Raw genomic sequence first — 25,934 nt, forward strand, 5'->3', positions numbered from 1 at the left:
GCATGTTTTTCATCAAAAACGCAGCACGTCCGTAGCGTTATTTATTTCGTAGAATTTGATTTAACGCAATTTTATTAATGCATCATATATTCGAAATAATTAATCCGTAATTCATTCTTTTACGGAGCATTATTCCAGCTTAATATCCCCAAAAGAGTAACAGTATATCTCTTCGGTAAAAGCCATTAATTATCAATGGATTAATCAGAGGAAAATTGATGGCGAGCTAATTATATTTCTGTACTATATTAAAGTTTGTAATGTATGGTAAACACAGCCTATTTAAGAGTTTTCTTAGACCACAGACAAGGGTATGCTTATTTATATCGAACACAGGAAGTGAATTTCGGTCGACTTCGTTTACTGCAGAAAACGTATTTCTGCTCTTTTTCTTCGTATTTGCCTGGCGCTCAGGTTAAGCAACGGACATCACGTCCCACCGTCAATAAGGATATGAGTATGGCTACCCAAACGATGATGCAAAAACTTAACGCGCAGATGAACCTTGAGTTCTATGCCTCCAATCTGCACCTGCACTTAAGTGCGTGGTGCGCTGAGAACAGTCTCACGGGGTCTGCCACCTTCTTTCGCTCTCAGGCGCAAAGTAACGTCACCCATATGATGCGGGTCTTTAACTTCCTGAAGGCCTCAGGGGCAAATCCTGTCGTTAAAGCCCTTGATGGGATCAACGAGAGCTATTCTTGCCTGGAAGAACTGTTTCAGAAGACGCTTGAAGAGTATGAACAACGCTGCAGCACCCTCAACAAACTGGCTGATGAAGCCAAAGCGCAGCAGGATATTACGACGCTCAGATTCTTACGCGATATGGACAAAGAGCAGCAGCAGGATGGCCTGCTGCTGAAGACGCTGGCGGATGAGATCCATAATGCGCAGCAGGCAGGTTTATGTCCTGAGCAAACCGACCGTCACCTGCTCGACATTGTAGCGGTGCAGCACCACTGAGGTTTTGGCCTGCTTCCGTCCCGGGGAGCAGGTCCCCTTCCCCTCTCCAACCTTCTGCTTTTGCTGAAATTTAACAAATCAGATCTGGCTCCCAATGATTAACCACACAACGTGTGATGATTTATTTAATTACATAATCATTGACGAGGGAGCATCATGATCACCATTGAGTTTGTTGTCATTCTCCTCTGCCTGCTGACGGGTACGCGTTTCGGCGGGATGGGGCTTGGGTTAATCAGCGGTATTGGTCTTTTTATTTTATGTTTCGTCTTTGGTCTGCAGCCGGGGAAACCCCCGGTTGACGTCATGCTGACCATACTCGCGGTGATTGGTTGTGCCGCTACCCTGCAAACGGCGGGGGGCCTCAACGTCATGATGCAGTTTGCGGAACGCCTGCTGCGCAAACACCCGCAGCACATCACCCTGCTCGCTCCGTTTACCACCTGGATGCTGACCTTTCTGTGCGGCACCGGCCATGTGGTCTACACCATGTTCCCCATTATTGCGGATATCGCGTTGAAAAAAGGGATCCGCCCGGAGCGCCCCATGGCCGTGGCATCGGTGGCATCGCAGATGGCGATTACGGCCTCCCCCGTTTCGGTTGCCGTCGTGTCGCTGGTGTCCATCCTGGCGGCCCAGCATGGGATCGGCCACGCGTGGGGGATCCTGGAAATACTTGCCGTGTCGGTTCCCGCGTCACTTTTCGGGGTGGCCATTGCGGCCCTGTGGAGTTTACGCCGTGGGAAAGATTTGGCCGACGACACGGAGTTCCAGGAAAAGCTGAACGATCCTAAACAACGTGAATTTATCTATGGCGGAACGGAGACGTTAATGAATCAGCGTTTCCCAAAACAGGCCTACTGGTCCACGTGGATTTTCTTTGCCGGTATTGCCGTGGTCGTTCTGCTGGGGGCCTTCCCTGAGCTGCGTCCTGCCTTTGAACTAAAAGGCAAAATAACGGCCCTGTCGATGAACCTTGTCATTCAGATGATGATGTTAATTGCGGGTGCCGTGATGCTGATGGCCTGTAAGGTCAATGCCTCCGCGATTTCCAACGGCGCGGTGTTCAAGGCCGGTATGGTCGCGATCTTCTCGGTCTTTGGCGTGGCGTGGATGAGCGATACTTTTTTCCAGGCGCATCTCGACGAGTTAAAGCTGGCGCTGGAGGGCGTGGTGAAAAGCCACCCGTGGACGTATGCCATTGTTCTGTTTCTGGTGTCAAAACTGGTGAACAGCCAGGCGGCGGCGCTGACGGCGGTTGCGCCGATGGGGCTGATGCTGGGCATCGATCCGAAAATGCTGATCGCCTTTTTCCCGGCATCATACGGTTATTTTGTCCTGCCGACCTATCCCAGCGATTTGGCCTGCATCGGCTTTGACCGGTCAGGCACGACCCGCATCGGGAAATTTATCATCAACCACAGCTTCATTTTGCCAGGGCTGATTGGGGTGAGCTGCGCCTGTGCGGCGAGCTACCTGCTGGTTCAGACGTTTTTCTGACAACATCAAAGGGCGACACATGCCGTCGCCCATTTCCCTGCTTTAGTGAGATTCACCCTGCGGCGTGAATCGCAGCTCGATCAGCGCGATGGCTTTCTGGATCGCACGCAGCGTTACCGGGTCAGCGGCAGCAGGATGGCTGGCGAAGTCGATGTTTTTCAGCTGCGTAGACATCTTCTCGCGCACTTCAACCGGCGCAATCACGTCCAGAACATCGAGGATTTGTTTGATAACCAGCTGGCAGGCGACAACGTCAGAGACCAGTTCCTGATCGGCGCTCAGGTTTTGTGACATGGGGGCTTTCTCCTTATTTAAAGGCCGCCATAGTACCAAAACACGCCCCCTGACATCTTCCCTTCATCGCCTGCAGGTACAAAAAAACCCGCCGAAGCAGGTTTTTTTATCAGAACATGGCGCCCGGCGGCACGTCTTTGAAGGTGCGGCAGTAATTGGCCCACATACTTTTCAGGATTTTGCGCAGTTTCACGATGATGCTCCATTAACTTGTTATACAACTTTATCGTCAACGTGCTTATAATATGACCACCATCACAAAAATCAATACTTTTGTGACAAACATCACAATTTAATCAGCCAGTGGCCTGATGGCGTTCACCTCTGACCCGTTGCGAAGAGTGAGGGCAGATTGTCCGGCTATTCCAGCCATTGCGGCGGGCATCTGCGGGTACGATAACGTATTTCCATCCACTCAGAGCGAACCATGAAAAGAGTCATTGTAGCCGGCACACTCCTGCTGCTCGCGGGGTGCAGTATTAACCGCCAGGCTGAAGTCAGCAGCCTCGACGCGCCGAACGGCATCGTCCGCCTCGATTACGGCCAGGCAGCGCTGCAAAATGCGTATTCCGATGAGTATGTGAACAACGGCACGGCGGTAAAAGCCTGTCAAAACATGGGGTATGCCACTGCCTCGGCCTATGGTCAGCCCATCAAAACCTGCACCCTGATTAGCGGTTCGTTGTGTCTGAACGAGAGCGTGACTATCCAGTATAAATGCCTGGGTTACGCCGTTAACCCTAAGTCAAATAATCCGTGGTATTAATCCAGACTGCCAGCCTGTGCTGGCAGTTTATTTCATTACGAACAAAAACAATTCTCATTAATAAATAATAAATCGGCAATGCGTTTTATTCCCATTCGTATTTTTAATAAATAAAATAAAGTTTTTACGTTTTGCAAATAATTAAATAACAAATTATAGTGTCGCTCATTGTGAACCAGAAATAATAACCCGGAGCGTCACCATGCTGAAAACTGAAATGATCGACAAGCTCAACGCGCAAATGAACCTTGAGCTGTTTTCGTCCCTGCTCTACCAGCAGATGAGCGCCTGGTGCAGCTACCACAGTTTCGAAGGCGCGGCCGCGTTTCTGCGTCGTCACGCGCAGGAAGAGATGACCCATATGCAGCGTCTGTTTGATTATCTGACGGATACCGGCAGCCTGCCGCGCATTGAAACCGTGGCTTCCCCTTTTGCTGAATATAATTCTCTCGATGAACTGTTCCGCGCCACCTACGAGCACGAGCAGCTGATCACGCAGAAAATTAACGAACTGGTTCATGCCGCGATGACCAGCCAGGATTATCCAACCTTTAATTTCCTGCAGTGGTATGTAGCCGAACAGCATGAAGAAGAGAAGCTGTTTAAATCCGTGCTGGATAAATTATCGCTGGTGGGTAAATCCGGTGAAGGTCTTTACTTTATTGATAAAGAACTTTCCACGCTTGATACGCAGAATTAATTTCAGCGCGGTGCCGGTTTCCGGTACCGCGTTAATTTACATACACCCGGCACAGCTGGTGCAGCGCCAGTCGTGGGGATTCACGGCCTGGTAAAAATAGCGGTAGCTGGACGTCTCCAGCGGAATCCCCTTCTCGTAGAACAAATCCGTCAACCAGTCGACATTCTCGATAATCCACTCATCTTCCTGTAAGCCTTGTGCAAAGGTCTCATCTTCAGGATCAATAACCGAATAGATCCCCCAGGTGCCCATATCCTTTTCGCGACGGGACTCGGGAAGATTCAGGGGCTGGTTCTGCCAGCTGATTATCCAGTGGCCATGGCACAACAGGTTGCCTCCCCGGCTCCATGCCGCGGTAAAAGGATTCTCCCCCGCCATAACACCCTCACTTTATTTGATAATTTATATTTATTGTTTACGTTACGCCGGAATGTCGTGCAGCAGTATTGCCCTTATGAGGTAGGCATAGGCCAAAAAGGATCGGAGGGTCATCAATACGTAAACCATTTTTTACACCACTTGTAACGGTGATTTGACGAGTTACGGCTTTTCCCTTACTCTGCGCCGCAGATTTTGTCGCGGTTAAGAAGCGTTGTAGAGGAAAGCGTGAAAAACAGAACTCTGGGAAGTATTTTTATCGTCGCCGGAACGACAATTGGCGCAGGAATGCTGGCAATGCCTCTGGCAGCCGCGGGCGTGGGATTTGGCATGACCCTGCTGCTGCTGGGCACGCTCTGGGCGCTGATGTGTTACACCGCCCTGCTGCTGCTTGAGGTTTACCAGCACGTACCCGCCGATACCGGTCTGGGTTCGCTTGCGGCGCGCTATCTGGGACGCTATGGCCAGTGGATCACCGGCTTTAGCATGATGTTCCTGATGTACGCCCTGACCGCCGCCTATATCAGCGGCGCCGGGGAATTGATCGCCTCCAGCGTCAACGACTGGTTTGGCTCTGACATTACCCCTGCGACGGGCGCCATCTTCTTTGCGCTCATCGGCGGCGGCGTGGTCTGCGTCGGGACGTCGCTGGTCGATCTGTTTAACCGTTTTCTGTTCAGCGCCAAAATTCTTTTCCTGATTGTCATGCTGGTTCTGCTGGCGCCGCACGTGCATAAGGTCAACCTGCTGACGTTGCCGCTGGAAAAAGGTCTGGCGCTTTCCGCGATCCCGGTCATTTTCACCTCGTTTGGCTTCCACGGCAGCGTGCCGAGCATCGTCAGCTATATGAACGGCGATATTCGCAAGCTGCGCCGCGTCTTTGTGATCGGCAGCGCGATCCCGCTGATCGCCTATATTTTCTGGCAGCTGGTGACCCTGGGCAGCATCGACTCTTCAACCTTTATTGGGTTGATGGCGCAACACGCTGGACTGAACGGTTTTCTGCTGGCACTGCGCGAGGTTGTCACCTCGCCGCACGTGGAGCTGGCGGTACACCTGTTTGCCGACCTGGCGCTGGCAACCTCGTTCCTGGGCGTGGCGCTTGGCCTGTTTGATTATCTGGCCGACCTGTTCCAGCGTCGCAATACTGCCGCAGGACGGTTACAGACGGGGGCGATCACCTTCCTGCCGCCGCTGGCGTTCGCGCTGTTTTATCCGCGTGGGTTTGTGATGGCGCTGGGCTACGCGGGAGTGGCGCTCTCGATCCTTGCTCTGCTCCTCCCCTCCCTGCTGGCCTGGAAGAGCCGCCAGCAGCATCCGCAGCAGGGTTACCGCGTGGCGGGGGGAAAACCGCTGCTGTGCGTTGTGTTTGGCTGCGGGGTAGTGATTATTCTGGTGCAGGTGTTGATTGCAGCCGGGATGTTGCCGGAAGTGGGTTAAATAAAAAAGGGGCTGTCATCAGCCCCTTGAGATTGATGACAAACTTCATCATTTATATTGATACCGTCTTTCTTGCCGGGTGGCGCTGCGCTTACCCGGCCTACCTGCTGACTGGAGGTGAACGAAATAAATCCACCTAAGTTAATAAAAAATTGATCAGTGCAAACAACAGCTCTTAAACTTCTTCCCGCTGCCACAAGGACACGGATCGTTACGCCCGACCTTCGTGCCGTTCACAATCGGCTTCTTCGCTTCCGGCTGTTGCGGGTTGTTAGCCCAGTAGTTATACAGGCGCAGCGCCGCAGGCTGGATGCTCTCGATGCTGGCGATGTACTCCTCTTCGGACAGTTCATCCAGCTTGTCGCTGTTCTCTTCCGTCCCGTGCAGGGCAATCACCTCAAGATCGGCCTTCAGGGCTTCCGGCAAGGCTGACCAGTCCGTCAGCGCCACGCCGCGCATATAGCCGTAGCACCACTCTTCCACCACGGTATAACTCTCACCGTCCACGTCGTTATAGCCAAACATCGGTTCGAACTGATCCGGGTATTCGCTCAGGCGCTCGGCAATATCGTTCATGTGCTTAAAGCAGAGATCGATAAAACGGTTCATCTCACGATCGTTTTTCCAGCGCGGGATATATTTCTCGCCGCCCCACACCGCCACCAGCCAGGCATCTGGCTCAACGACAACAGGGCCGGAAAGCACTGCGGTAAGCATGCCGTCCAGTTCGGACACGTCGATCACGGACGCGTCATCATGACCGTAAGACATTAACGTCTCTTCAAGCCACGCCATCTCGCTTTCATTCAATGGGCCTTCAGTCATCGCTGACACTCCTGCAAAAAAGGAAACGATCCTAACACATATCTCACGCCTCTCCGGGCTGAAGTTTAGGTCTTTATTGCTGCAAAAACGTGCAAACCGTGACCTTTGCACAACTTATGGGCTTTATTGTTAACGATATGTGATCTCCGCTGTAATTTCTTCTCCTCCCGCAAGGCGGCATAACGCGGCGCTCTATACTCAAACATGTCACAAGCCCGTCAATGGGTTAACCATTCTGGCAACGTTTTTGCTTAATGTTCTTCGCGCGACGCTGCGCAGGGATACCTCGCCGTATATGCAGGATGCCGTCTGTATCTTGTTCGTTTAGTGCATTTTGTTCTTGCTCGTGTTTCGGATTGGCTGCGCCGTCGGGCGTTCGGGTTTACGCCGTGGTGCAAAAACCTCTTTGCTAAGGAACATAATAATGTCGCTGAAATTTATCAGAACTCCTCTTTCTCTTGTGCTGGCCGGTTGTCTGGTGACGGCGTTTTCCGCCCGGGCAGATATTGTGATTGGCGTGGCCGGTCCGTTCACGGGACCGAACGCCACCTATGGCGATCAATACTGGCACGGCGCAACGCAGGCTGCTGAAGACATTAATGCCGCCGGCGGCATTAATGGTGAGAAGATCAAACTGGTTCAGGGAGATGACGCCTGCGAGCCGAAGCAGGCCGTCGCCGTTGCCAACCGTTTAGTTGACCAGGATAAAGTCAACGCCGTGGTCGGCCATTTCTGCTCCTCTTCCACCATGCCCGCCTCCGAGGTGTATAGCGATGCGGGGATCATCGCCATTACCCCCGGTTCAACCAACCCGCTGATTACCGAACGCGGCATGAGCGATATGTTCCGCATGTGCGGCCGCGACGACCAACAGGGTCAGGTTGCCAGCGACTTCATCATCGACAAATTGAAAGCTAAACGCGTGGTGATCATTCACGACAAAGACACCTATGGTCAGGGTCTGGCTGACGCCACCAAAGCGGCGCTGGCGAAACGCGGGGTTCAGGATGTGATGTACGAGGGGTTATCCCGCGGTGAAAAAGACTTTAACGCGCTGGTCACCAAGATCGGCGCGCAAAAACCGGACGTCGTGTTCTTCGGTGGCTGTCACCCGGAAGCCGGTCCGCTGGTTCGCCAGATGCGTGAACAGGGCGTACAGGCAAAATTCTTCTCCGGGGACTGCATCGTCAACGAGGAGATGGTGACCGCCGCGCGCGGCCCGCAATATACCAATGGCATTTACATGACCTTCGGTAAAGACCCGCGCCTGATCCCGGACGGCAAAGCGGTTATCGAGAAATTCCGCGCCGGTAAATTCGAGCCGGAAGGTTACACGCTTTACTCCTATGCCTCCGTACAGGCGATTGCCGCGGCCTTCAAGGCCACCGGCGGCAAGGATTCTGCCAAAGCCAGCGAGTGGCTGAAGGCCAATTCCGTCGACACGGTGATGGGCAAAAAAGCCTGGGACAGCAAAGGCGATCTGAAGGTCTCTGACTACGTGGTTTACCAGTGGGACGACAAAGGAAAGTATAAGGAAGTGCAGTAACGGGACGGAGTCACGCTCAACGCCGACGGGCTCTCCCGTCGGCGCGTAATAAACATCAGGCTGCGCGGCTCGCGCAGCCTATAAAACGAGCGCGCTAAGATGAGTACATTCTTCCTGCAACAGTTAATCAATGGTTTAACGCTGGGTTCCGTCTACGGCCTGATCGCCATCGGCTACACCATGGTGTACGGCATTATTGGCATGATTAATTTCGCCCACGGCGAAGTGTATATGATTTCCGCCTATCTCTGCGCTATTGGCCTGGCGCTGCTCTCGTTCTTCGGCCTGCAGTCGTTCCCGCTGCTGATCCTCGGCACGCTGGTGTTCACCATTGTGGTTACCGGGGTGTACGGCTGGACAATCGAGCGTATCGCCTACAAACCGCTACGCAACTCCACGCGCCTGGCACCGCTGATCTCCGCCATCGGGATGTCGCTTATCCTGCAAAACTACGCGCAGCTGAGCCAGGGCCCGCGCCAGCAAGGGGTACCGACCATGCTGGACGGCGTTATTCGCCTGCATCTTGGCGAAGGGTTCGTGCAGATAACCTACACCAAAGTGTTTATCCTGGTTGCCTCGTTTGCCGGCATGCTGGTGCTCACCTGGATAATCAACCGTACCCGGCTGGGGCGGATGTGCCGCGCGGTCCAGCAGGATCGCAAAATGGCCTCCATTCTGGGCATTAACACCGACCGGATTATTTCGCTGGTCTTTGTCATCGGCGCGGCGATGGCGGGCCTGGCGGGGGTGCTGATCACCATGAACTACGGCACCTTTGATTTCTACGTCGGGTTTGTGATCGGTATTAAAGCCTTCACGGCGGCGGTACTTGGCGGCATCGGCTCCCTTCCCGGCGCCATGCTCGGTGGCCTTATCCTGGGCGTGGCGGAAGCGCAGTTCTCGGGCATGGTGAACTCGGACTATAAAGACGTCTTCTCGTTCGGCCTGCTGGTCATGATCCTTATTTTCCGTCCCCAGGGACTGCTCGGGCGCCCAATAGTGGCCAAAGTGTGAGGGAGAGAATGATGACATCACACGGTTTTTCACTTAAACGCTGCATTCTGGACGCGATTTTTTCCGGGCTGATTGCGCTGATTATCTTCGGCCCCATCGCGGGCGTGGTGCTGGACGGGTATAGCTTTACCTTCGCCGGGCAGCGCCTGGCCTGGATGGTGGGCATCGTCATGTTAGGGCGTTTTCTGTTGAGCGCTTTTTTAGGTACCGCTGCCGGGGCCCGTTTCCAGGCGCGCTTCGAGGCCGACAGCGCGGGCGTTTATGTCCGGCCACCGGACTACAAAAGCCGCATGCGCTGGATCATTCCCCTGGTGATTGCTCTTGCAGTTTGCTTCCCGTTTGTCGCCACCAAATATGTGCTTACCGTCGCCATCCTCGGGCTGATCTACGTGCTTCTTGGCCTGGGACTGAACATCGTCGTGGGCCTGGCCGGTCTGCTGGATCTGGGGTATGTCGCGTTCTATGCGATTGGTGCGTACGGCCTGGCGCTGGGATACCAGTATCTCGGCTTGGGGTTCTGGAGCATGCTGCCGCTGGCGGCAATCATGGCCGCCGCCGCAGGCGCCCTGCTCGGCTTCCCGGTGCTGCGCATGCACGGTGACTATCTGGCCATCGTCACTCTCGGATTCGGGGAGATCATTCGCCTGATACTGAACAACTGGCTGACCTTCACCGGCGGCCCCAACGGCGTGTCTGCCCCTCCCCCGACCTTTTTCGGTCTGGAATTTGGACGACGCGCGAAAGAAGGCGGCGTGCCCTTCCACGAGTTTTTCCACCTGACCTACAACCCGAACATGAAGTTTATCTTTATCTACGCGGTGCTGTTTCTGGTGGTGATGCTGGTGCTCTACATCAAGCACCGCCTGACGCGCATGCCGATTGGCCGGGCATGGGAAGCCCTGCGTGAAGACGAAATTGCCTGTCGCTCAATGGGGTTGAACCATGTTCTGGTAAAGCTTTCCGCCTTTACGCTGGGTGCGTCGACCGCGGGCATTGCGGGGGTGTTCTTCGCCACCTATCAGGGGTTCGTGAATCCAACCTCCTTTACCTTCTTTGAATCGGCACTGATCCTCGCCATTGTGGTGCTGGGCGGTATGGGCTCGACGCTGGGCGTGGTGCTGGCCGCCTTCGTGCTCACGGTCACGCCGGAACTGCTGCGCAGTTTTGCCGAGTACCGCGTCCTGCTGTTTGGCATGCTGATGGTGGTCATGATGATCTGGCGTCCACGCGGTTTGATCCGCATTAACCGCAGCGGGTTTGCCGTGCGTAAGGGCGTCGCGCCATGAACGAAACGATATTACGCGTTGAGCATCTGATGATGCATTTTGGCGGGATTAAGGCCCTGAATGACGTCAACCTGGACGTGCAGCGCGGCTCCATTACCGCCCTGATTGGGCCAAACGGGGCAGGAAAAACCACCGTCTTTAACTGCCTGACGGGCTTCTACAGAGCCTCCGGCGGCAGCATTTTATTTAATACCCGCCATAAAACGACCAACGTTATTCAGGTACTCGGCCAAAAATTCCAGCCCGGCGACTGGATTAACCCCGCGCAGCTCGGGCAGCGTCTGTGCTACAAAATGTTCGGCGGAACCCACCTGGTCAACCGTGCCGGGCTGGCGCGCACGTTTCAAAATATCCGTCTTTTTCGCGAGATGTCGGTCGTGGAAAATCTGCTGGTGGCGCAGCATATGCGGGTGAACCGCAATCTGCTCGCCGGGATCCTGAATACGCCGTCCTACCGACGGGCGGAAAGCGACGCCCTGGACAGAGCCTTTTACTGGCTTGAAGTGGTGGATCTGGTGGAGTGCGCCAATCGCCTGGCGGGAGAAATGTCCTACGGCCAGCAGCGGCGACTGGAAATCGCCCGGGCAATGTGTACCGGGCCGGAAATGATCTGTCTGGATGAACCCGCCGCAGGACTGAACCCGGTTGAAACGCACAAGCTGAGCGGGATTATTCGCTTTCTGCGAGATCATCATGACATCACGGTATTGCTGATTGAGCATGATATGGGGATGGTGATGGAAATTTCGGACGACATTATCGTGCTCGACCACGGCGATGTGATTGCCAGGGGGAAACCCGAGCAGATCCAGCATGATGAAAAGGTCATTGCCGCCTACCTGGGCACGGATGAAAGCGAGGTCTCCCTATGAGCGAACCGCTGCTGGCTTTTCGCGAAGTGGATGTGTTTTACGGCGTCATTCAGGCGCTGAAGCAGGTCTCTCTTGAGGTGAATAAGGGGGAAACCGTGGCGCTGATTGGCGCAAACGGCGCGGGTAAATCGACATTGCTGATGTCCATCTTTGGTCAACCCCGTATCCGCAGCGGGCAGATCCTGTTCTGTGGTGAAGATATCAGCCATCAATCCACCCACTACGTTGCGTCCGGCGGCATTGCGCAGGCACCGGAAGGAAGACGAATCTTCCCGGATATGACCGTTGAAGAGAACCTGCTGATGGGGACCATTCCCATCGGCAATCAGTTTGCGGCTGAAGATATGCAAACCATGTTTGACCTTTTCCCTCGCCTTAAAGAGCGGCGTAAACAGCGCGCGATGACCATGTCCGGCGGGGAACAGCAGATGCTGGCGATCGCCAGGGCGCTGATGAGCCGTCCGAAGCTGCTGCTGCTGGATGAGCCCAGCCTGGGCTTAGCCCCGATTGTGGTGAAGCAGATCTTCCAGACGCTGCGAGAGCTGGCCCGCAGCGGTATGACCATTTTTCTGGTGGAGCAGAATGCGCACCATGCGTTGAAGCTGTCTGACCGGGGGTATGTGATGGTGAACGGCCAGATCCGGCTGAGCGGCAGCGGTGAGGAATTGCTGGGGAATCAGGAGGTGAGGAAGGCGTATTTGGGCGGGGTGTAACTACACAATGTTCATGCACCAACAAACCACATATAGTCCGAGGCTACCCTTTCGTGATATCCCAATAATGCTTCCCATGAAAAGGGATAAAATAATTTACTCGTGTAAATCCTTTTTATATGCAATAAGCGTCCTTATGCGATAAAGTAATAAAGTGATATCTTCACATTCTCACACAGTAAAACTATTAGCTAACAGGTAATTACATGAAGAAATTTATTAAATGGATTTTCTATATCTTTATTGCTTTGATGGTTCTGGGATACATCGTCGGTAAAGACGACAAATCGCAAGCAGGCGCGACTTCGTCTTCTGCATCCGTTACGGATACGCAGAAGTCAGTACCGCAAAAAGAAGTGTTTACGACCTCCGCGAAAGAGCTTTTTAAAGCTTATGAAGAGAATGAAGTCGCAACCGATGAAAACATGAAGGGTAAGCTCATCGCAGTCAAGGGTGTTGTACAGTCCATTGATAAAGATTTTACAGACTCCATTATCGTCGGCTTACAAACAGACAACCAGTTCATGCCTGCACGAATGGAGATGGAAAACTCAGAAAAGTCCACCGCCGTAGCATTGAAAAAAGGTCAGCAGGTCACTGTGATTTGTAAAAAAATGATCCGAGTAATGGGTGCACCAGCTGGACGAGATTGTTTATTTGCAAAATAACGAATCGGGAGGGTTGCCCTCCCATTCCATTCTCCCGCTCATGATGTCTTCAACATCATAATCCTAATCGATTCCAGATATGCCTACATAAACCCCATCATCCCACGCACCAGTTGAGTTGCATTATCGGGGCAAGAAATCCATATGAAGACGTAAATATGTAGCCGGCCAGGATACTATTGAATAGCTGGAATGACGGAAGAGTGAAATTCAGAAAATAAAAAACCACCTTTCGGTGGTTTATACGACACTGCTTATTGCTTTGATTATTCTTTGTTTCCCATGGTAGCCGGAGTGGGACTTGAACCCACACAGCGCGAACGCCGAGGGATTTTAAATCCCTTGTGTCTACCGATTCCACCATCCGGCCAGGGAAGAAAGTGGAGGCGCGTTCCGGAGTCGAACCGGACTAGACGGATTTGCAATCCGCTACATAACCGCTTTGCTAACGCGCCGTAAAACTTTTCAAACTGACACCCGCTGTTGCGCATGCCTTTAATCTGGAGCGGGAAACGAGACTCGAACTCGCGACCCCGACCTTGGCAAGGTCGTGCTCTACCAACTGAGCTATTCCCGCTTGGGCAGTCCGTGCTGTGAAAGCACTTTCAAATTTTGGAGCGGGAAACGAGACTCGAACTCGCGACCCCGACCTTGGCAAGGTCGTGCTCTACCAACTGAGCTATTCCCGCATGTCATCAAGTAAATGTCTAACCACTTGATTTCATTATCGTCCGGCTGACTGTGCCGCCGTTCGATGCGTTGCATTCTACTGATATGACGTTATGAGTCAACGTTATTTTTTGCATCCCCGGATCGTTTGCTGAAAATTACGGCGAAACGATCACTGATCAAGCAAATCCCCGCGCGCAGCGTTCAAATATTGCAGCATTGACCACAACGTCAGCACTGCCGCCACCCACAGGAGGCCAATCCCAGCCCACTCAACCCAGGCGTTCGGACGCCAGAGCATCCAGACCAGCGCCGCCATCTGCGCCGTCGTTTTCACTTTACCAATCCAGGAGACTGCCACGCTGCTGCGTTTCCCCAGTTCCGCCATCCACTCGCGCAGCGCAGAGATAATAATCTCACGGCCGATCATGGTTGCCGCAGGCAGCGTCACCCACCAGGTATGATAGTGCTCAGCCACCAGCACCATCGCAATCGCGACCATCACCTTATCCGCCACCGGATCGAGGAAGGCGCCGAAACGGGTGCTTTGATTCCAGCGGCGCGCCAGGTAGCCATCAAACCAGTCTGTTACCGCTGCAATAAGGAAGATCAATGCGCAGGCAAAGGGTGCCCAGACAACCGGCAGGTAAAACGCCAGCACGAAGAACGGAATGAGTACGACACGAAAAAGAGTGAGCAACGTAGGGATATTATATTGCATAGTGACGGTAACTATTTGTTGTCAGTAAAATTTAGCTCTATGTTGCTACAGAGCCCTCAATGTTTCAACGAGTAGTAGATCTTTTCTGCCAGCCCTTGCGAAATACCCGGCACTTTTGCAATTTCCTCCATGCTGGCGTTGAGTAATCCTTGCAATCCGCCCATATACTTCAGCAGCATCTGGCGACGTTTTGGCCCCACGCCTTCGATCGTCTCGAGTGAGCTGGTGTTTTTCACCTTCGCCCGTTTTTTGCGGTGACCGCTGATGGCGTGATCGTGCGATTCATCGCGAATATGCTGGATGACGTGCAGCGCCGGAGAGTCTGGCGGCAGGCTGAAGCCCTCACCTTCCGGCTCGAAGAACAGTGTCTCCAGACCGGCCTTACGATCGGCCCCTTTTGCGACGCCCAGCAGCAGCGGATGGTGTTTATCCCAGCTGACATCAAGCGATTCAAATACCGCTTTCGCCTGGCCGAGTTGCCCTTTCCCGCCGTCAATCAGGATCACATCCGGGATCTTGCTCTCTTCTATGGCTTTACCATAGCGACGACGCATCACCTGATTCATCGCCGCATAGTCATCGCCCGGCGTGATGCCGGTGATGTTATAGCGGCGATATTCGGCGCGCAGCGGGCCGTTAGCATCAAACACCACGCAGGACGCGACCGTCTGTTCCCCCATCGTATGGCTGATGTCGAAACACTCCATCCGTTTCACTTCCGGAAGCTTCAGCAGCGCCGCCAGGGCCGTTAAACGCTGGTGCACCGTCGACTGCTGCGACAGCTTCGTGCTCAGCGCCGTTGCCGCGTTGGTCCGCGCCAGCTTCAGATAGCGCGCACGATCGCCGCGCGGTTTGGTTTGTACATTGACCCGGCGCCCAGCCAGTTCAGAGAGCGAATCGGCCAGCAGGGTTTTATCATCAAGATTAAAATCGAGCAGGATCTCAGAAGGCAGCGTTCGCATCTGGCTCCCCTGGAGATAGAACTGGCCGACAAAGGTTTCCACCACTTCGCCCAGTTCGGTACCGCCAGGCACTTTCGGGAAATAGCTGCGGCTGCCGAGCACTTTGCCCTGGCGTATGAACAGCACATGCACGCAGGCCATCCCGGCGTCAAAGGCCACGCCGATCACGTCGAGATCGTCACCGGTATTCGAGACAAACTGTTTCTCCGTGACTCTGCGCACCGCCTGGATTTGATCGCGGATACGCGCGGCCTCTTCGAACTCGAGTGCGGCGCTGGCTTTTTCCATCCGCGCAATCAGCTGCGTTAACACCTGATCGTCTTTACCGGCCAGGAACAGGCGCACATACTCCACCTGCTGCGCATACTCTTCTTCACTCACCAGCCCGGCCACGCACGGCCCCAGGCAGCGTCCAATCTGGTACTGCAGGCACGGGCGCGAGCGGTTACGGTAAACGCTGTTTTCACACTGGCGGATCGGGAAGATTTTTTGCAGCAGCGCCAGCGTTTCACGTACGGCATAGCCATTGGGGAACGGCCCGAAATATTCTCCCTTCGCATGTTTTGCACCACGGTGCATGGCGAGGCGCGGATGGGTGTCACCGCTCAGAAAGATAAACGGATAGGATTTATCATCGCGCAACAGGACGTTATAGCGCGGCTGGTACAGCTTAATATAGTTGTGCTCAAGCAGCAGCGCTTCTGTCTCCGTGTGCGTGACGGTGACATCAATATTCTGGATGAGTGAGACAAGCGCTTCGGTCTTACGGGAGGCCAGGTTGCTGCGAAAATAGCTGGAAAGGCGTTTTTTAAGATCTTTTGCCTTCCCCACATAGATAACCGTACCGCCAGCGTCATACATGCGATAGACGCCAGGCTGGCTGGTTACGGTTTTCAGAAATGCTTTTGAATCGAACACATCACTCACTGACTTAACAACGTCTCCGCATTACACAAACCATGTCGGATGGCCAGATGCGTCAGTTCGACGTCACCATGAATGTTCAGTTTACTGAACATCCGATAACGATAGCTGTTTACCGTTTTCGGGCTGAGATTCAGCTGTTCCGAGATCTCATTCACCTTCTGACCTTTGGTGATCATCAGCATAATCTGCAATTCACGCTCGGACAAACTGGCAAACGGTGATTCGGTTTTCTCGGGCTCGATCTGACTCAGCGCCATCTGCTGAGCGATGTCGGACGCAATGTAACGCTGTCCGGCAAACACGGAACGGATAGCATTGACGACTTCCTGCGGTGCAGCACCTTTACTCAGGTAACCCGCGGCCCCCGCCTGCATCACTTTCGCGGGCAGTGGATTTTCGGTATGCACGGTCAGCATGATGACTTTGGTGTCTACAAAGGTACGCGCGATTTTGCGTGTTGCCTCAAGACCACCGATACCGGGCATGTTCATATCCATCAGCACCACATCGGCGGAGTGAGTACGGCACCATTTTACCGCATCTTCACCACAGCATGCCTCACCGGCAACTTTAATACCTTTAATATCTTCAAGAATGCGTCGTATCCCTGCGCGCACCAGTTCGTGGTCATCAACAAGAAGGACGTTGATCAAAGGAAATGTCTCCAGAATAGGGATAACGCTACTGAGTGATAATTTGGTTTATATTAACGGTTTTCATGACAAGATTAAAACGTTAAAAAACCGGCTATTCGATTTTGCTCTCGTTTTTGGAAATTAGCCTGTACAGGCGGTGGAAAGAGAGCCCGTGTTTTTAGGGCTCTTGCGGCTTTTTTTAATCATCTGTATTCAAAAAGTTACAAAAAAACGTGCTGGCTTAACCTGCACAAAAACAGGGATCAACTTTTTGTAACAATAATTAACGGCAAGCGGACCCGACCTAAACAATTAATAGTCATTAACCCGGTTGAGTTTACCGGTACGATCTGTTTACGCAATTAAACACCCGCGTAAAAGTACGAAAAACAACCGCTGCATTTTTTGCGTTAGCTTGTGGTATACTCCGCCGCCTTGACTTTCGTCGTCGCGCTCTAGCGCCGTTTAATAATGAGGAAAATAAATGAGCACACCTGAATTTGCCACTGCGGAGAATAACCAGGAACTGGCACAGGAAGTAAACTGCCTGAAGGCACTGCTGACGCTGATGCTGCAGGCGATGGGCCAGGCTGATGCCGGCCGTGTGATCATTAAAATGGAAAAACAAATCGCGGAGATGGAAGACCAGGCTGAATCAGCGGTATTTGCTAACACCGTTAAGCAAATCAAGCAAGCCTACCGCCAGTAACAAAAAACGGCTGGATGCAGTGCATTCAGCCGTTCGCTCGTCTGTCACGCAGAACGTTTTACGGAGTCAGATCAGTCCCGTTGCCGCCGCGTAGCACGCGATCTGAGTCTTATTGGGCGCGTTAAATTTCTTCTGCATATTCTTCTGATGGAAGTTAACGGTATTCTCTGAGATCGAGAGGATGATCGCTATTTCCGCTGACGTCTTCCCTTCCGCAGTCCATTTCAGAATTTCACGCTCGCGCTTGCTGAATTTCATTTCGGGCGGCATGACCATCTCATGGTCAAAACGCATCAGGGAGGTTAAAGCCATTTGCACCAGCATTTGCAACCGCAGTTCTATTTCCTCATGGGCTAATGGCCCTTCCTGTACGCGACTACGGGAAACAGACAGGAAGCCGAGCGCATGATTCGGCAGCATCAGGCACTGCGTTATTCCGGCGCGTAAACCGTGGTCCTGGGCGCTATGCCATAATTCCTGCGCCTCAGCGAATAATGCGTCTGTCCAGGGGAGATGCCCCTGAATGAAATTCTCCGGTTTTAAAACCGGATCGATCGCGAAATAGTTCGCGGATTGATATTGCGCCATCCACAGCTTTGGATAAGTGGTATGCAGGGAGATCTTAGGGCGCGTAAATGGCACGGGATGGCGCACACAGAGCGCATAATAATCGAATTCCAGCGCCTGAGTTTGTCGCTCCAGCTCCTGATATACCTCGGCGGCACAGGTCAATTCCTGAAACCGGAGGGAGCACTCCCGTCGCCAGGTGAAAAAGTCTAAATCCTTCATACTTACTAAATGAAGCCTCTGAACAGATAATCATTATTATGGTGAATATAAGCTAACACAGAAAACTTTTTTCTAACCACAAAATATCGGCAATAGCACAATTAACTTTACTATCGATAAGGTTTATCCGAGCCGGATAGAATAAAAAAACAGGGGACCTCATGCAGAGGGAGAATAATTTGCTCCAGAGTAAATTTCTGGAGCAAATGCGTGCAAAAATGCTACTGCATAAGGAATTTTTCAAGGAATTGACGGGTTCGCGGCTGTTGAGGGTTAGCGAACAGGCTTTTCGCTGGCCCCTGCTCCACAATCCGCCCCTGATCCATGAAGATGGCTCTGTCAGCGACATCGCGCGCAAAGCTCATTTCATGGGTGACGATCACCATCGTACGTTTCTCCTGTGCCAGCTGGCGAATGGTGTTCAGCACCTCGCCCACCAGTTCCGGATCGAGCGCAGAGGTCGGTTCATCAAACAGGATCACGTCCGGGCGCATCGCCAGCGCACGCGCTATCGCCACGCGCTGCTGTTGGCCGCCAGAGAGGCGACGCGGATAGCTGGTCTCTTTTCCCGCCAGCCCAACTTTGGCGAGCAGTTCGCGAGCCCGCGCCGTCGCTTCCTCTTTGGGCTCACCTTTAACGATAACCGGCCCCTCAATGATGTTCTCCAGCACCGTACGATGTGGGAAAAGATTGAAGTTCTGGAAAACAAAGCCGACATGCTGGCGCAAGCGGCGAATCAACCCTTTCTGCTGGCTGATGGATTTCCCGGTATCAATCGTTATCTCCCCGACCCGGATGGTGCCGCCTTCCGGCTGTTCAAGCAGGTTAATGCTGCGCAGCAGCGTCGTCTTTCCCGAACCGCTCGGTCCGATAATCGCCACCACTTCGCCCTGCTCGACCTCCAGATCGATCCCATGGAGCACCGTTTGACCGTGGAATTTCTTCACCAGGTTTTTGACGTCAATTGCACTCATTTTGGATCACGCTCCTGGCGGTTAAGCTGGTTTTCGAAATAGTTTTGCAGAGCAGAGAGCACTGTCGCCATCACCCAGTAAATCAGCGAGGCGGCCAGATACATGGTAAAGACCTCAAGCGTACGGGAGGTGATGAGCTGTGCCTGACGGAAAAGCTCCGGAACCTGAATCGTTGCCGCCAGGGAGGTATCTTTCACCAGGCTGATAAAGCTGTTGCTGAGCGGCGGAAGCGCCACGCGCGCCGCCTGCGGCAGAATGGCGCGGCGCAGCGTCTGCCAGGGCGTCATCCCGATACTGGCCGCCGCTTCCCACTGCCCTTTGTCAATGGAGGAGATGGCCGCACGCAGGGTTTCGGAGGTGTACGCCGCGGTATTGAGCGACAGGCCAATCATCGCTGCCGGGATCGGATCCAGCTCGATACCAAACTGCGGTAAGCCGTAGTAGATCATAAAGAGCTGGGCGATAAGCGGCGTACCGCGAAACACGGAGATATAAAAGCGCGCCAGCCAGCGCACCGGCAGGATGGGCGACATGCGCATCAAGGCCAGCACAAAACCCAGAACCAGCCCAAAGAACATCCCGCCGATACTAAGCTGTAACGTAAATACCGCACCTTTCAGCAGATACGGCAGAGAATCAATAACCAGTTGAATACTTTCTTGCATTATTATTTTTCGACCTGATTTTTAGACATGAGGATGGTAGGCAAACAGCGCAGGCGCTCCGCCGGTATGGACAAATAAAATCGGCCCTTCATCCTTAAAGCGTTTTTGCGCAATGCCGTCGATCAGTCCGGCCATCGCTTTGCCGGTATAGACCGGATCGAGCAGTATGCCTTCGAGTCGCGCCAGCAGTTTCACCGCTTCCATTCCCTCTTCGTTCGGCGTGCCGTAACCCGGCGCAAAATAGTCATCCCAGAGCAGAATATCGGCCTTTGCCTTCAGCTCCAGCTGCTCTGCGACCGCCTGCTGTAACGTAACCACTTTTGGCTTCTGATCCGCGACGCTGCGGGACACCGTCACGCCAATCAGTTCGACGTCCGGCAGCAGTTGCTCCAGCCCCACCGCCAACCCGGCATGGGTGCCCGCACTGCCGGACGCGACCACCACGGAGGAGAGACTCACCGCGCCCTCGCACTGCTGCGCGATCTCCAGCGCGCTTTCCACATACCCCATCGCACCCAGCGCATTCGACCCGCCGACGGGGATAACGTAGGGGCGGAACCCCTGCGCTTCCAGACGCGTCGCCAGCTCATCGAGCTGGGCGCTCGGGTCGGTCAGCGCGTCAACCATCTCAACCTGCACGTTAAACAGATCCAGCAGCAGGCGGTTACCGTTGGTGAGATAGTTTTCAGCCCGCGTGCCAATCGGGTTTTCCAGCAACGCCACGCAGTGGAGCCCAAGTTTCGCCGCTACGGCCGCCGTCTGGCGAACGTGGTTGGACTGGATGGCCCCGGCAGTAATGAGCGTATCCGCGCCTTCACGCAGGGCGTCCGCCGCCAGAAACTCCAGCTTGCGCAGCTTGTTGCCCCCCATCGCCATGGGCGTCACGTCATCACGCTTAATAAAAATATCGCGCCCTAAATAATCAGAAAATCGCGGCAGATACTCCAGCGGCGTCGGCGCGCCGATGAACTCCAGGCGAGGAAAGCGCGTTAAATTCTGTAGTGACATGGATGCTCCGGTAACTCTGACAAAATGTGATATTTTTCATTATGCACGCAGACGCGTAAGAAATAAAAAAGGCGCTTTTAAAAGCGCCTTTTTTTACGTCCGAAACTTATTTCGTGACGTCTGCCCCGAACCACTTCTCGGAAAGCGCTTTCAGGCTGCCGTCTTTTTGCATATCCGCAATCGCCGCGTCAATCGCTTTCACCAGGTCTTCGTTACCTTTACGAACAGCCACACCGGATTCCTGACGAGAGAACGCATCACCCGCGACCGCCAGGGTGTTGTTGGTTTTCTTCACCAGATCCAGCGCCGCCAGGCGGTCAACCAGAATGGCGTCGATACGGCCCACGCGCAGATCCTGGTACTTCGTCGGGTCATCATCATAGGTACGGATATCTACGCCCTGCACGTTCTGGCGCAACCACTCTTCGTAGTTGGTTCCCAGACCGACACCGACTTTCTTCCCTTTCAGGTCCGCGGCAGTTTTAATCCCACCTTCGTTGCCTTTCTTCACCAGCGCCTGAATACCGGATACGGTATACGGGGTGGAGAAGTCATACTTCTTCTTACGCTCGTCAGAAATGGTGACCTGGTTGATGACCACATCAATACGTTTCGAATCCAGCGACGCCAGCATACCGTCCCATTTGGTCGGTTTCAGGGACGCTTTCACGCCGAGGTGTTTCGCCAGCTCTTCAGCAAACTCCACTTCAAAACCGGTCAGCTTACCGTCATCGCCCTGGAAGCTGAACGGAGGATAGGTTCCTTCCAGCCCGACCAGCAGCGTACCGCGCTCTTTCACTTTATTCAGCAGGTTTTCTGCGGCGAACGTTTTCACGCTCATGCCTGCAACCAGCGCAACGGCCATAACACCCATCAGCGCCTGACGACCCAGAAGTGCAAATTTCATAAATACCCCGATATAGTGGAATTTTTACGTAGTGTAGAGAAATCGCCTGCAACGTCAAAGGCGACTGCGCTACATCTTATTCTTTTTTAATATATATCAGAAGTTGTTCCGGCGTGGGCTTTCTGCTTTATCGCACCCGGCATTTGTACCTTATATTGTGCATACTTGCGCAGCGCAATTCGGTAGTTGTTGGTGCTGGTCGCAGGCAGCCACGGCTCCAGGTTCTCGTCCAGATAACCGGTTTTCAGCAGATCGCGGGAAATGTTGTTCACGGTCAGATGTTGTCCGAGGCGACGCAGGCGAACCACATATTCGCGAACGGTGCCGTGGCTCATCTCCGTTTGTTCAAACAGGAACTGCTTGAAGCCGATAATGTCGAAGAAGTCGCTTTGCTCTTTGCAATGGAGATCGCCACAGAAACGGCAAAGCGCCACCCACTCTTTTTGCTCTTCGAGCCATGCTGCTTCGTCCATCAACGTGTCGAGGCGAGAAATCGCGATCTTATTGACGATTTCGCCGCGGCGAACCAGCGTGATACGATCGAGTAACTTGTTACAGTGGGCGCAATGCGTCTGGCTGTGTTTAAAGTCTTTCAGGTAGCGGCTTAAAGGCCGTCTTTTAGATTGCTGCACCGTCATGATAACTCCTGGTTGTCAATACGTTGTGCGGCATTTTTAAGGTGAATCAATCACCTATAACTTACCCAGCTTGGTTCGTAAGCGTTTAATGGCCTGGCTGTGCAGCTGGCTCACCCGCGACTCTCCCACCTCCAGAACAGCGCCAATCTCTTTGAGGTTAAGCTCTTCCTGGTAATAAAGGGTCAATACCAGCTGTTCGCGTTCAGGCAGAGCTTCAATAGCTTCCATGACGCGCTGGCGTAAATTCCCTTCCATTAAATGGTGTAACGGGTTTTCTTGCTGGTGCTCATCCGTCACCAGCTCGATGCTATCGCCATGCTCTTCTCGCCACTCGTCATAAGAGAAGAGTTGGCTATTATTGGTATCGAGCAACATCTGACGATACTCTTCAACAGCAATGCCAAGACGATCCGCCACTTCAGTTTCCGTTGCGTTGCGTCCCAGTTCCTGTTCCAGCTGCCCCATCGCATGCGCCACTTCGCGTGCGTTGCGGCGAACACTGCGCGGCACCCAGTCACGGCTGCGCAGCTCGTCCAGCATCGCACCACGAATACGCTGAACTGCGTAAGTCGTAAATGCCGTTCCTTGCAGAGCGTCGTATCGGTCAACTGCATTCAATAACCCGATACCGCCCGCCTGTAGCAGATCGTCGAGTTCCACGCTCGCCGGCAAGCGCACCTGGAGGCGCAATGCTTCGTGACGCACCAGCGGGACATAACGCTGCCACAGCGAGTGTTTATCCATTACACCTTCAGCGGTATAGAGTGAATTCACGATAAACAGCCCTGCGTTAGTTGAGTTATCGGCATGATTATCCGATTCTGCAGGGCGTTCAATTGGATGAAAAAGGGGGATAAAGTGAGGTTATTCTGAGGTTGCCCTCAACCGGGGCAACTTTTCTGCCTAAATTAACAGTTGCAACAATGAAAGATCGTCGCCCAGTTTGACGCTATCTATATGTTGATGAAAGAGCTTTCCCGCTTCCTGATTATGCTGGCTTAGCGAGTGGAAGCTGTAAATAACATCAATGATATTATCTTGTTCAATTTTCCCCGCCACGATAGCCTGACCGGCAAGTAACGTTTTCAGGAAATAGTACTCGGCAACGATTAAATAAAGATTATTCAACATGCTGCGACCGTTGCTCTGCGGGAAGCCCTGCTCCCAGAGTTTGTATTTAAAAAAGTTCTTAAATAAGTGGTCATTGGTCGCCAGGTAACTACCCGCCACATCGCGCCAGACGGACTCGATGTTCTCCATGACCTTCTCTGCCGGTTCGGCATCACCGACAGATTCGAACTGTTGATAAAGCTGGGCAAAATAGTGGTTTAACACCGCACCGCCGCGGGCCGTCGCTTTCTTCGTAAAGTAACTCTGGATGAGCGAAATTAACGCGAATTTCAGGCTGTAGTTCTGATTAAATCCGCCCAGCTCCGTCTTGATTTTACCGCTCACCAGTTCGTTAACCAGCGAGAAATAAACCGTTTCGAGCGTGCCGATATTTTCTTCCAGGTTTTCGAGTTTTTCAGCCACCATGAGGAACTTCACCACGGCGTAAACCTGTTCTTCAACGCTAACGTCCTCAACGCTGAATATATTCTGGCAGAAGAGATTGATGACTTTTGCCTTTAAATCAATCATCGGCGCAGTATTGACGTCCTGCTGGACAATGACCGATTCCATCATCGACATAGACTCCCGATCGTTCAACAGAAGTCGGGTGACTTCCGGACACGAGAGATTCAATGATTTTTCGATTTCATTTTTATAGACCCGGTTTGTCCGTGGAAACGACGAACAGGTTGGGCTTAAGGCCTGCGCGCCCATGGCGCTGTGAATAGAACAGAGTTTTTCCGTATCCATGAACGGACAGTTTTTACTTTCCGTATGGAAAATCACTTCGCCCCAGTTGCCATACTGTTTTTTGGTAACTTTTATCGCCGTTTTCGCCGTGTGACGAATGGCGGCATTTTTACTGTTCAGATAGCGATTAACGGAGGATTTATCAAATGCGATGGTCCAGCCCTGACAACAATGTTCGCGGCATTCCCCACCGACACATGAAAAATCTGCGACCAGCTTTGGTTGAGTGACACTGATTTGTTTCACGGGCGGATTCTCAAATAGCAGAGATAAAAAAACCCCGCCGAAGCGGGGTTTCGTGCGTAAAATTAACGCAGCAGAGACAGAACGGTCTGTGGAACCTGGTTTGCCTGAGACAGAACAGAAGTACCAGCCTGCTGCAGGATCTGCGCGCGAGACATGTTGGAAACTTCAGTTGCGTAGTCAGCGTCCTGGATACGGGACTGAGCAGCAGACAGGTTGTTAGAGGTGTTGTTCAGGTTGTTGATTGCAGAAGTGAAGCGGTTCTGCACAGCACCCAGGCCTGAACGTGCTTTATCAACGGTAGCGATAGCTTTGTCGATGGTGTCCAGATCGGTAGCACCCATAGCTTTCAGGTCGATTGCGTTCACGCCCAGAGTCGTGGTGTCAGCTTTAGCGCCGCTCAGGTCCAGATCGATGGTGTCGCCGTCGTTCACGCCAACCTGAATTTTAACAACGCCCGCAGTACCTGCAGTGCCGTCCAGCAGTTTGATGCCGTTGAAGTCAGTTTTGCCCGCAACACGGTTGATTTCAGCCAGACGAGCGGTAACTTCATCCTGCAGAGAAGCCAGGTCAGATGCGCTGTTGGTGCCGTTGCTTGCCTGAACAGCCAGTTCACGTACACGCTGCAGGTTGTTGTTGATTTCGTTCAGAGAACCTTCAGCAGTCTGCGCCATGGAGATACCGTCGTTGGCGTTACGTGCTGCCTGGGTCATCCCTTTGATCTGAGCGGTCATGCGGTTTGCAATCGCCTGGCCAGCAGCATCGTCTTTCGCGCTGTTAATACGCAGACCGGAAGACAGACGCTCGATAGCAGTGCCCAGAGAAGACTGAGATTTGTTCAGGTTGTTCTGAGTGGTCAGGGACAACAGGTTAGTATTGATAACTGCCATAATTTTCTTTCCTTCAAAAATTGGGTTTTAGGTCCGGTGCCTAACACTCACAGCGTCTCTCACCGTCAACAAGGTTATCGACGGGTCCCCAAAAGACTTTAGAATCAATTTTGAAAAAATTACAAACGACTGATTATTAACAGATTTATTTTTAAAAAATCAATTAAGGTCCGTCAGCGCATTATTATTTACGCTTTTTTAACGCGCAAAGAGATGACAAAAAAGGCACACACTTATTCATGTTTTAAATGCGCGGATAATGATCCTAAAGTGCAATCCTTTCATTAACCCCGCCAGGACGTGCCTATTCTTTGGATTATTTTTTTCTCACCATCGTAAACTTTTGCGTTAAGATGCCGATAAGAGTCC

28 protein-coding genes and 4 tRNA genes are annotated in these 25,934 nt (G+C 52.9%); 12 read left to right on the top strand and 20 right to left on the bottom strand.

What is annotated here, in order from left to right:
- The first annotated feature begins 459 nt into the window (after positions 1 to 459).
- Both BMW97_RS13445 and BMW97_RS13450 read left to right on the top strand, forming a co-directional pair.
- Positions 460 to 963 carry a non-heme ferritin-like protein gene (locus BMW97_RS13445; protein ID WP_045908180.1) on the top strand — a complete coding sequence of 168 codons (504 nt, stop codon included), beginning with the start codon at positions 460 to 462 and terminating at the stop codon, positions 961 to 963.
- 156 nt (positions 964 to 1,119) lie between these two features.
- Positions 1,120 to 2,463, top strand: coding sequence for an anaerobic C4-dicarboxylate transporter (locus tag BMW97_RS13450; RefSeq protein ID WP_045908179.1), 1,344 nt, complete (start codon positions 1,120 to 1,122; stop codon positions 2,461 to 2,463).
- A 42-nt stretch (positions 2,464 to 2,505) separates the two neighbouring features.
- Here the strand turns inward: BMW97_RS13450 and BMW97_RS13455 are convergent, their stop codons facing one another.
- Positions 2,506 to 2,757 carry a DUF2766 family protein gene (locus BMW97_RS13455; protein ID WP_008500405.1) on the bottom strand — a complete coding sequence of 84 codons (252 nt, stop codon included), beginning with the start codon at positions 2,755 to 2,757 and terminating at the stop codon, positions 2,506 to 2,508.
- 109 nt (positions 2,758 to 2,866) lie between these two features.
- Positions 2,867 to 2,950, bottom strand: a complete 84-nt coding sequence (azuC, locus tag BMW97_RS13460) for a stress response protein AzuC (protein WP_014884364.1) — start codon at positions 2,948 to 2,950, stop codon at positions 2,867 to 2,869.
- Positions 2,951 to 3,184: 234 nt separating this feature from the next.
- On the opposite strand from azuC, the gene yecR reads away from it, so the two are divergent.
- Both yecR and ftnA read left to right on the top strand, forming a co-directional pair.
- Positions 3,185 to 3,523, top strand: a complete 339-nt coding sequence (gene yecR / locus BMW97_RS13465) for a YecR family lipoprotein (RefSeq protein WP_045908178.1) — start codon at positions 3,185 to 3,187, stop codon at positions 3,521 to 3,523.
- Between the two features lie 202 nt (positions 3,524 to 3,725).
- Entirely contained in the window at positions 3,726 to 4,223 is a 498-nt protein-coding gene (gene ftnA / locus BMW97_RS13470; RefSeq protein ID WP_014884366.1) for a non-heme ferritin, read from the top strand.
- Positions 4,224 to 4,259: 36 nt separating this feature from the next.
- Here the strand turns inward: ftnA and BMW97_RS13475 are convergent, their stop codons facing one another.
- Entirely contained in the window at positions 4,260 to 4,601 is a 342-nt protein-coding gene (locus BMW97_RS13475) for a hypothetical protein (RefSeq protein ID WP_045908177.1), read from the bottom strand.
- Positions 4,602 to 4,829: 228 nt separating this feature from the next.
- On the opposite strand from BMW97_RS13475, the gene tyrP reads away from it, so the two are divergent.
- A complete protein-coding gene (gene tyrP, locus BMW97_RS13480; protein ID WP_024909783.1) occupies positions 4,830 to 6,041 on the top strand; it encodes a tyrosine transporter TyrP in 1,212 nt (403 codons plus the stop codon).
- Between the two features lie 156 nt (positions 6,042 to 6,197).
- On the opposite strand, the gene BMW97_RS13485 is transcribed toward tyrP, so the two are convergent.
- A complete protein-coding gene (locus tag BMW97_RS13485; protein ID WP_045908176.1) occupies positions 6,198 to 6,866 on the bottom strand; it encodes a YecA/YgfB family protein in 669 nt (222 codons plus the stop codon).
- 424 nt (positions 6,867 to 7,290) lie between these two features.
- On the opposite strand from BMW97_RS13485, the gene BMW97_RS13490 reads away from it, so the two are divergent.
- The 6 genes from BMW97_RS13490 to BMW97_RS13515 all read left to right on the top strand — a co-directional run bounded on the left by BMW97_RS13490 (position 7,291) and on the right by BMW97_RS13515 (position 12,965).
- A complete protein-coding gene (locus BMW97_RS13490; RefSeq protein ID WP_090392920.1) occupies positions 7,291 to 8,412 on the top strand; it encodes a branched-chain amino acid ABC transporter substrate-binding protein in 1,122 nt (373 codons plus the stop codon).
- A gap of 99 nt (positions 8,413 to 8,511) precedes the next feature.
- Entirely contained in the window at positions 8,512 to 9,426 is a 915-nt protein-coding gene (locus BMW97_RS13495) for an ABC transporter permease subunit (protein ID WP_032646250.1), read from the top strand.
- Between the two features lie 11 nt (positions 9,427 to 9,437).
- Complete coding sequence (gene livM / locus BMW97_RS13500) at positions 9,438 to 10,712, top strand: high-affinity branched-chain amino acid ABC transporter permease LivM (protein ID WP_045908175.1); 1,275 nt, start codon at positions 9,438 to 9,440, stop codon at positions 10,710 to 10,712.
- Positions 10,709 to 11,584, top strand: a complete 876-nt coding sequence (locus BMW97_RS13505) for an ATP-binding cassette domain-containing protein (RefSeq protein ID WP_045908174.1) — start codon at positions 10,709 to 10,711, stop codon at positions 11,582 to 11,584. The genes livM and BMW97_RS13505 overlap by 4 nt, the downstream gene beginning before the upstream one ends.
- Positions 11,581 to 12,297 (top strand): ABC transporter ATP-binding protein, encoded by a 717-nt coding sequence (locus BMW97_RS13510; protein WP_008500393.1) that lies wholly within the window; start codon positions 11,581 to 11,583, stop codon positions 12,295 to 12,297. The genes BMW97_RS13505 and BMW97_RS13510 overlap by 4 nt, the downstream gene beginning before the upstream one ends.
- Before the next feature lie 206 nt (positions 12,298 to 12,503).
- Complete coding sequence (locus tag BMW97_RS13515) at positions 12,504 to 12,965, top strand: OB-fold protein (protein ID WP_045908173.1); 462 nt, start codon at positions 12,504 to 12,506, stop codon at positions 12,963 to 12,965.
- Positions 12,966 to 13,248: 283 nt separating this feature from the next.
- Here the strand turns inward: BMW97_RS13515 and BMW97_RS13520 are convergent.
- The 7 genes from BMW97_RS13520 to uvrY all read right to left on the bottom strand — a co-directional run bounded on the left by BMW97_RS13520 (position 13,249) and on the right by uvrY (position 16,897).
- A tRNA-Leu gene (locus BMW97_RS13520) sits at positions 13,249 to 13,335 on the bottom strand.
- 11 nt (positions 13,336 to 13,346) lie between these two features.
- Positions 13,347 to 13,420: transfer RNA gene (locus BMW97_RS13525), tRNA-Cys, on the bottom strand.
- A 46-nt stretch (positions 13,421 to 13,466) separates the two neighbouring features.
- Positions 13,467 to 13,542: transfer RNA gene (locus tag BMW97_RS13530), tRNA-Gly, on the bottom strand.
- A gap of 36 nt (positions 13,543 to 13,578) precedes the next feature.
- Positions 13,579 to 13,654, bottom strand: a tRNA-Gly gene (locus tag BMW97_RS13535).
- A 152-nt stretch (positions 13,655 to 13,806) separates the two neighbouring features.
- Positions 13,807 to 14,355 (bottom strand): CDP-diacylglycerol--glycerol-3-phosphate 3-phosphatidyltransferase, encoded by a 549-nt coding sequence (gene pgsA / locus BMW97_RS13540; protein ID WP_008500348.1) that lies wholly within the window; start codon positions 14,353 to 14,355, stop codon positions 13,807 to 13,809.
- A 56-nt stretch (positions 14,356 to 14,411) separates the two neighbouring features.
- The gene (gene uvrC, locus BMW97_RS13545; RefSeq protein ID WP_090392922.1) at positions 14,412 to 16,244 is read right to left on the bottom strand and encodes an excinuclease ABC subunit UvrC; all 1,833 of its coding nucleotides are present in this window, start codon (positions 16,242 to 16,244) and stop codon (positions 14,412 to 14,414) included.
- Positions 16,241 to 16,897, bottom strand: a complete 657-nt coding sequence (uvrY, locus tag BMW97_RS13550; RefSeq protein ID WP_008500346.1) for a UvrY/SirA/GacA family response regulator transcription factor — start codon at positions 16,895 to 16,897, stop codon at positions 16,241 to 16,243. The genes uvrC and uvrY overlap by 4 nt, the downstream gene beginning before the upstream one ends.
- Positions 16,898 to 17,363: 466 nt before the next feature.
- Here uvrY and BMW97_RS13555 point away from each other — a divergent pair, with 466 nt between their 5' ends.
- Positions 17,364 to 17,588, top strand: a complete 225-nt coding sequence (locus BMW97_RS13555; RefSeq protein WP_008500345.1) for a DUF2594 family protein — start codon at positions 17,364 to 17,366, stop codon at positions 17,586 to 17,588.
- A gap of 66 nt (positions 17,589 to 17,654) precedes the next feature.
- Here BMW97_RS13555 and sdiA read toward each other — a convergent pair whose 3' ends face one another.
- The 9 genes from sdiA to BMW97_RS13600 form a co-directional block, all read right to left on the bottom strand.
- On the bottom strand, positions 17,655 to 18,377 hold the full coding sequence (gene sdiA, locus BMW97_RS13560; protein WP_045908171.1) for a quorum-sensing transcriptional regulator SdiA: 723 nt from the start codon (positions 18,375 to 18,377) through the stop codon (positions 17,655 to 17,657).
- A gap of 221 nt (positions 18,378 to 18,598) precedes the next feature.
- Complete coding sequence (tcyN, locus tag BMW97_RS13565) at positions 18,599 to 19,351, bottom strand: L-cystine ABC transporter ATP-binding protein TcyN (RefSeq protein WP_008500343.1); 753 nt, start codon at positions 19,349 to 19,351, stop codon at positions 18,599 to 18,601.
- On the bottom strand, positions 19,348 to 20,016 hold the full coding sequence (gene tcyL, locus BMW97_RS13570) for a cystine ABC transporter permease (protein WP_014884380.1): 669 nt from the start codon (positions 20,014 to 20,016) through the stop codon (positions 19,348 to 19,350). Before tcyL ends, tcyN begins: the two co-directional genes overlap by 4 nt.
- Before the next feature lie 21 nt (positions 20,017 to 20,037).
- Positions 20,038 to 21,024, bottom strand: coding sequence for a D-cysteine desulfhydrase (dcyD, locus tag BMW97_RS13575; protein WP_045908170.1), 987 nt, complete (start codon positions 21,022 to 21,024; stop codon positions 20,038 to 20,040).
- Between the two features lie 106 nt (positions 21,025 to 21,130).
- Positions 21,131 to 21,931 (bottom strand): cystine ABC transporter substrate-binding protein, encoded by an 801-nt coding sequence (gene tcyJ / locus BMW97_RS13580; RefSeq protein WP_045908169.1) that lies wholly within the window; start codon positions 21,929 to 21,931, stop codon positions 21,131 to 21,133.
- A gap of 86 nt (positions 21,932 to 22,017) precedes the next feature.
- Positions 22,018 to 22,569: a flagella biosynthesis regulatory protein FliZ gene (fliZ, locus tag BMW97_RS13585; RefSeq protein ID WP_008500339.1), complete on the bottom strand. Its 552-nt coding sequence runs from the start codon at positions 22,567 to 22,569 to the stop codon at positions 22,018 to 22,020.
- Positions 22,570 to 22,623: 54 nt separating this feature from the next.
- Positions 22,624 to 23,343, bottom strand: a complete 720-nt coding sequence (locus BMW97_RS13590; RefSeq protein WP_008500338.1) for an RNA polymerase sigma factor FliA — start codon at positions 23,341 to 23,343, stop codon at positions 22,624 to 22,626.
- A 129-nt stretch (positions 23,344 to 23,472) separates the two neighbouring features.
- A complete protein-coding gene (fliB, locus tag BMW97_RS13595; protein WP_045908168.1) occupies positions 23,473 to 24,678 on the bottom strand; it encodes a flagellin lysine-N-methylase in 1,206 nt (401 codons plus the stop codon).
- A gap of 62 nt (positions 24,679 to 24,740) precedes the next feature.
- Entirely contained in the window at positions 24,741 to 25,565 is an 825-nt protein-coding gene (locus BMW97_RS13600; protein ID WP_045908167.1) for a flagellin N-terminal helical domain-containing protein, read from the bottom strand.
- Between the last annotated feature and the right edge of the window lie 369 nt (positions 25,566 to 25,934).

The organism is Enterobacter sp. NFIX58, assembly GCF_900110475.1.
GTDB classification, from domain to species: domain Bacteria; phylum Pseudomonadota; class Gammaproteobacteria; order Enterobacterales; family Enterobacteriaceae; genus Enterobacter; species Enterobacter quasiroggenkampii.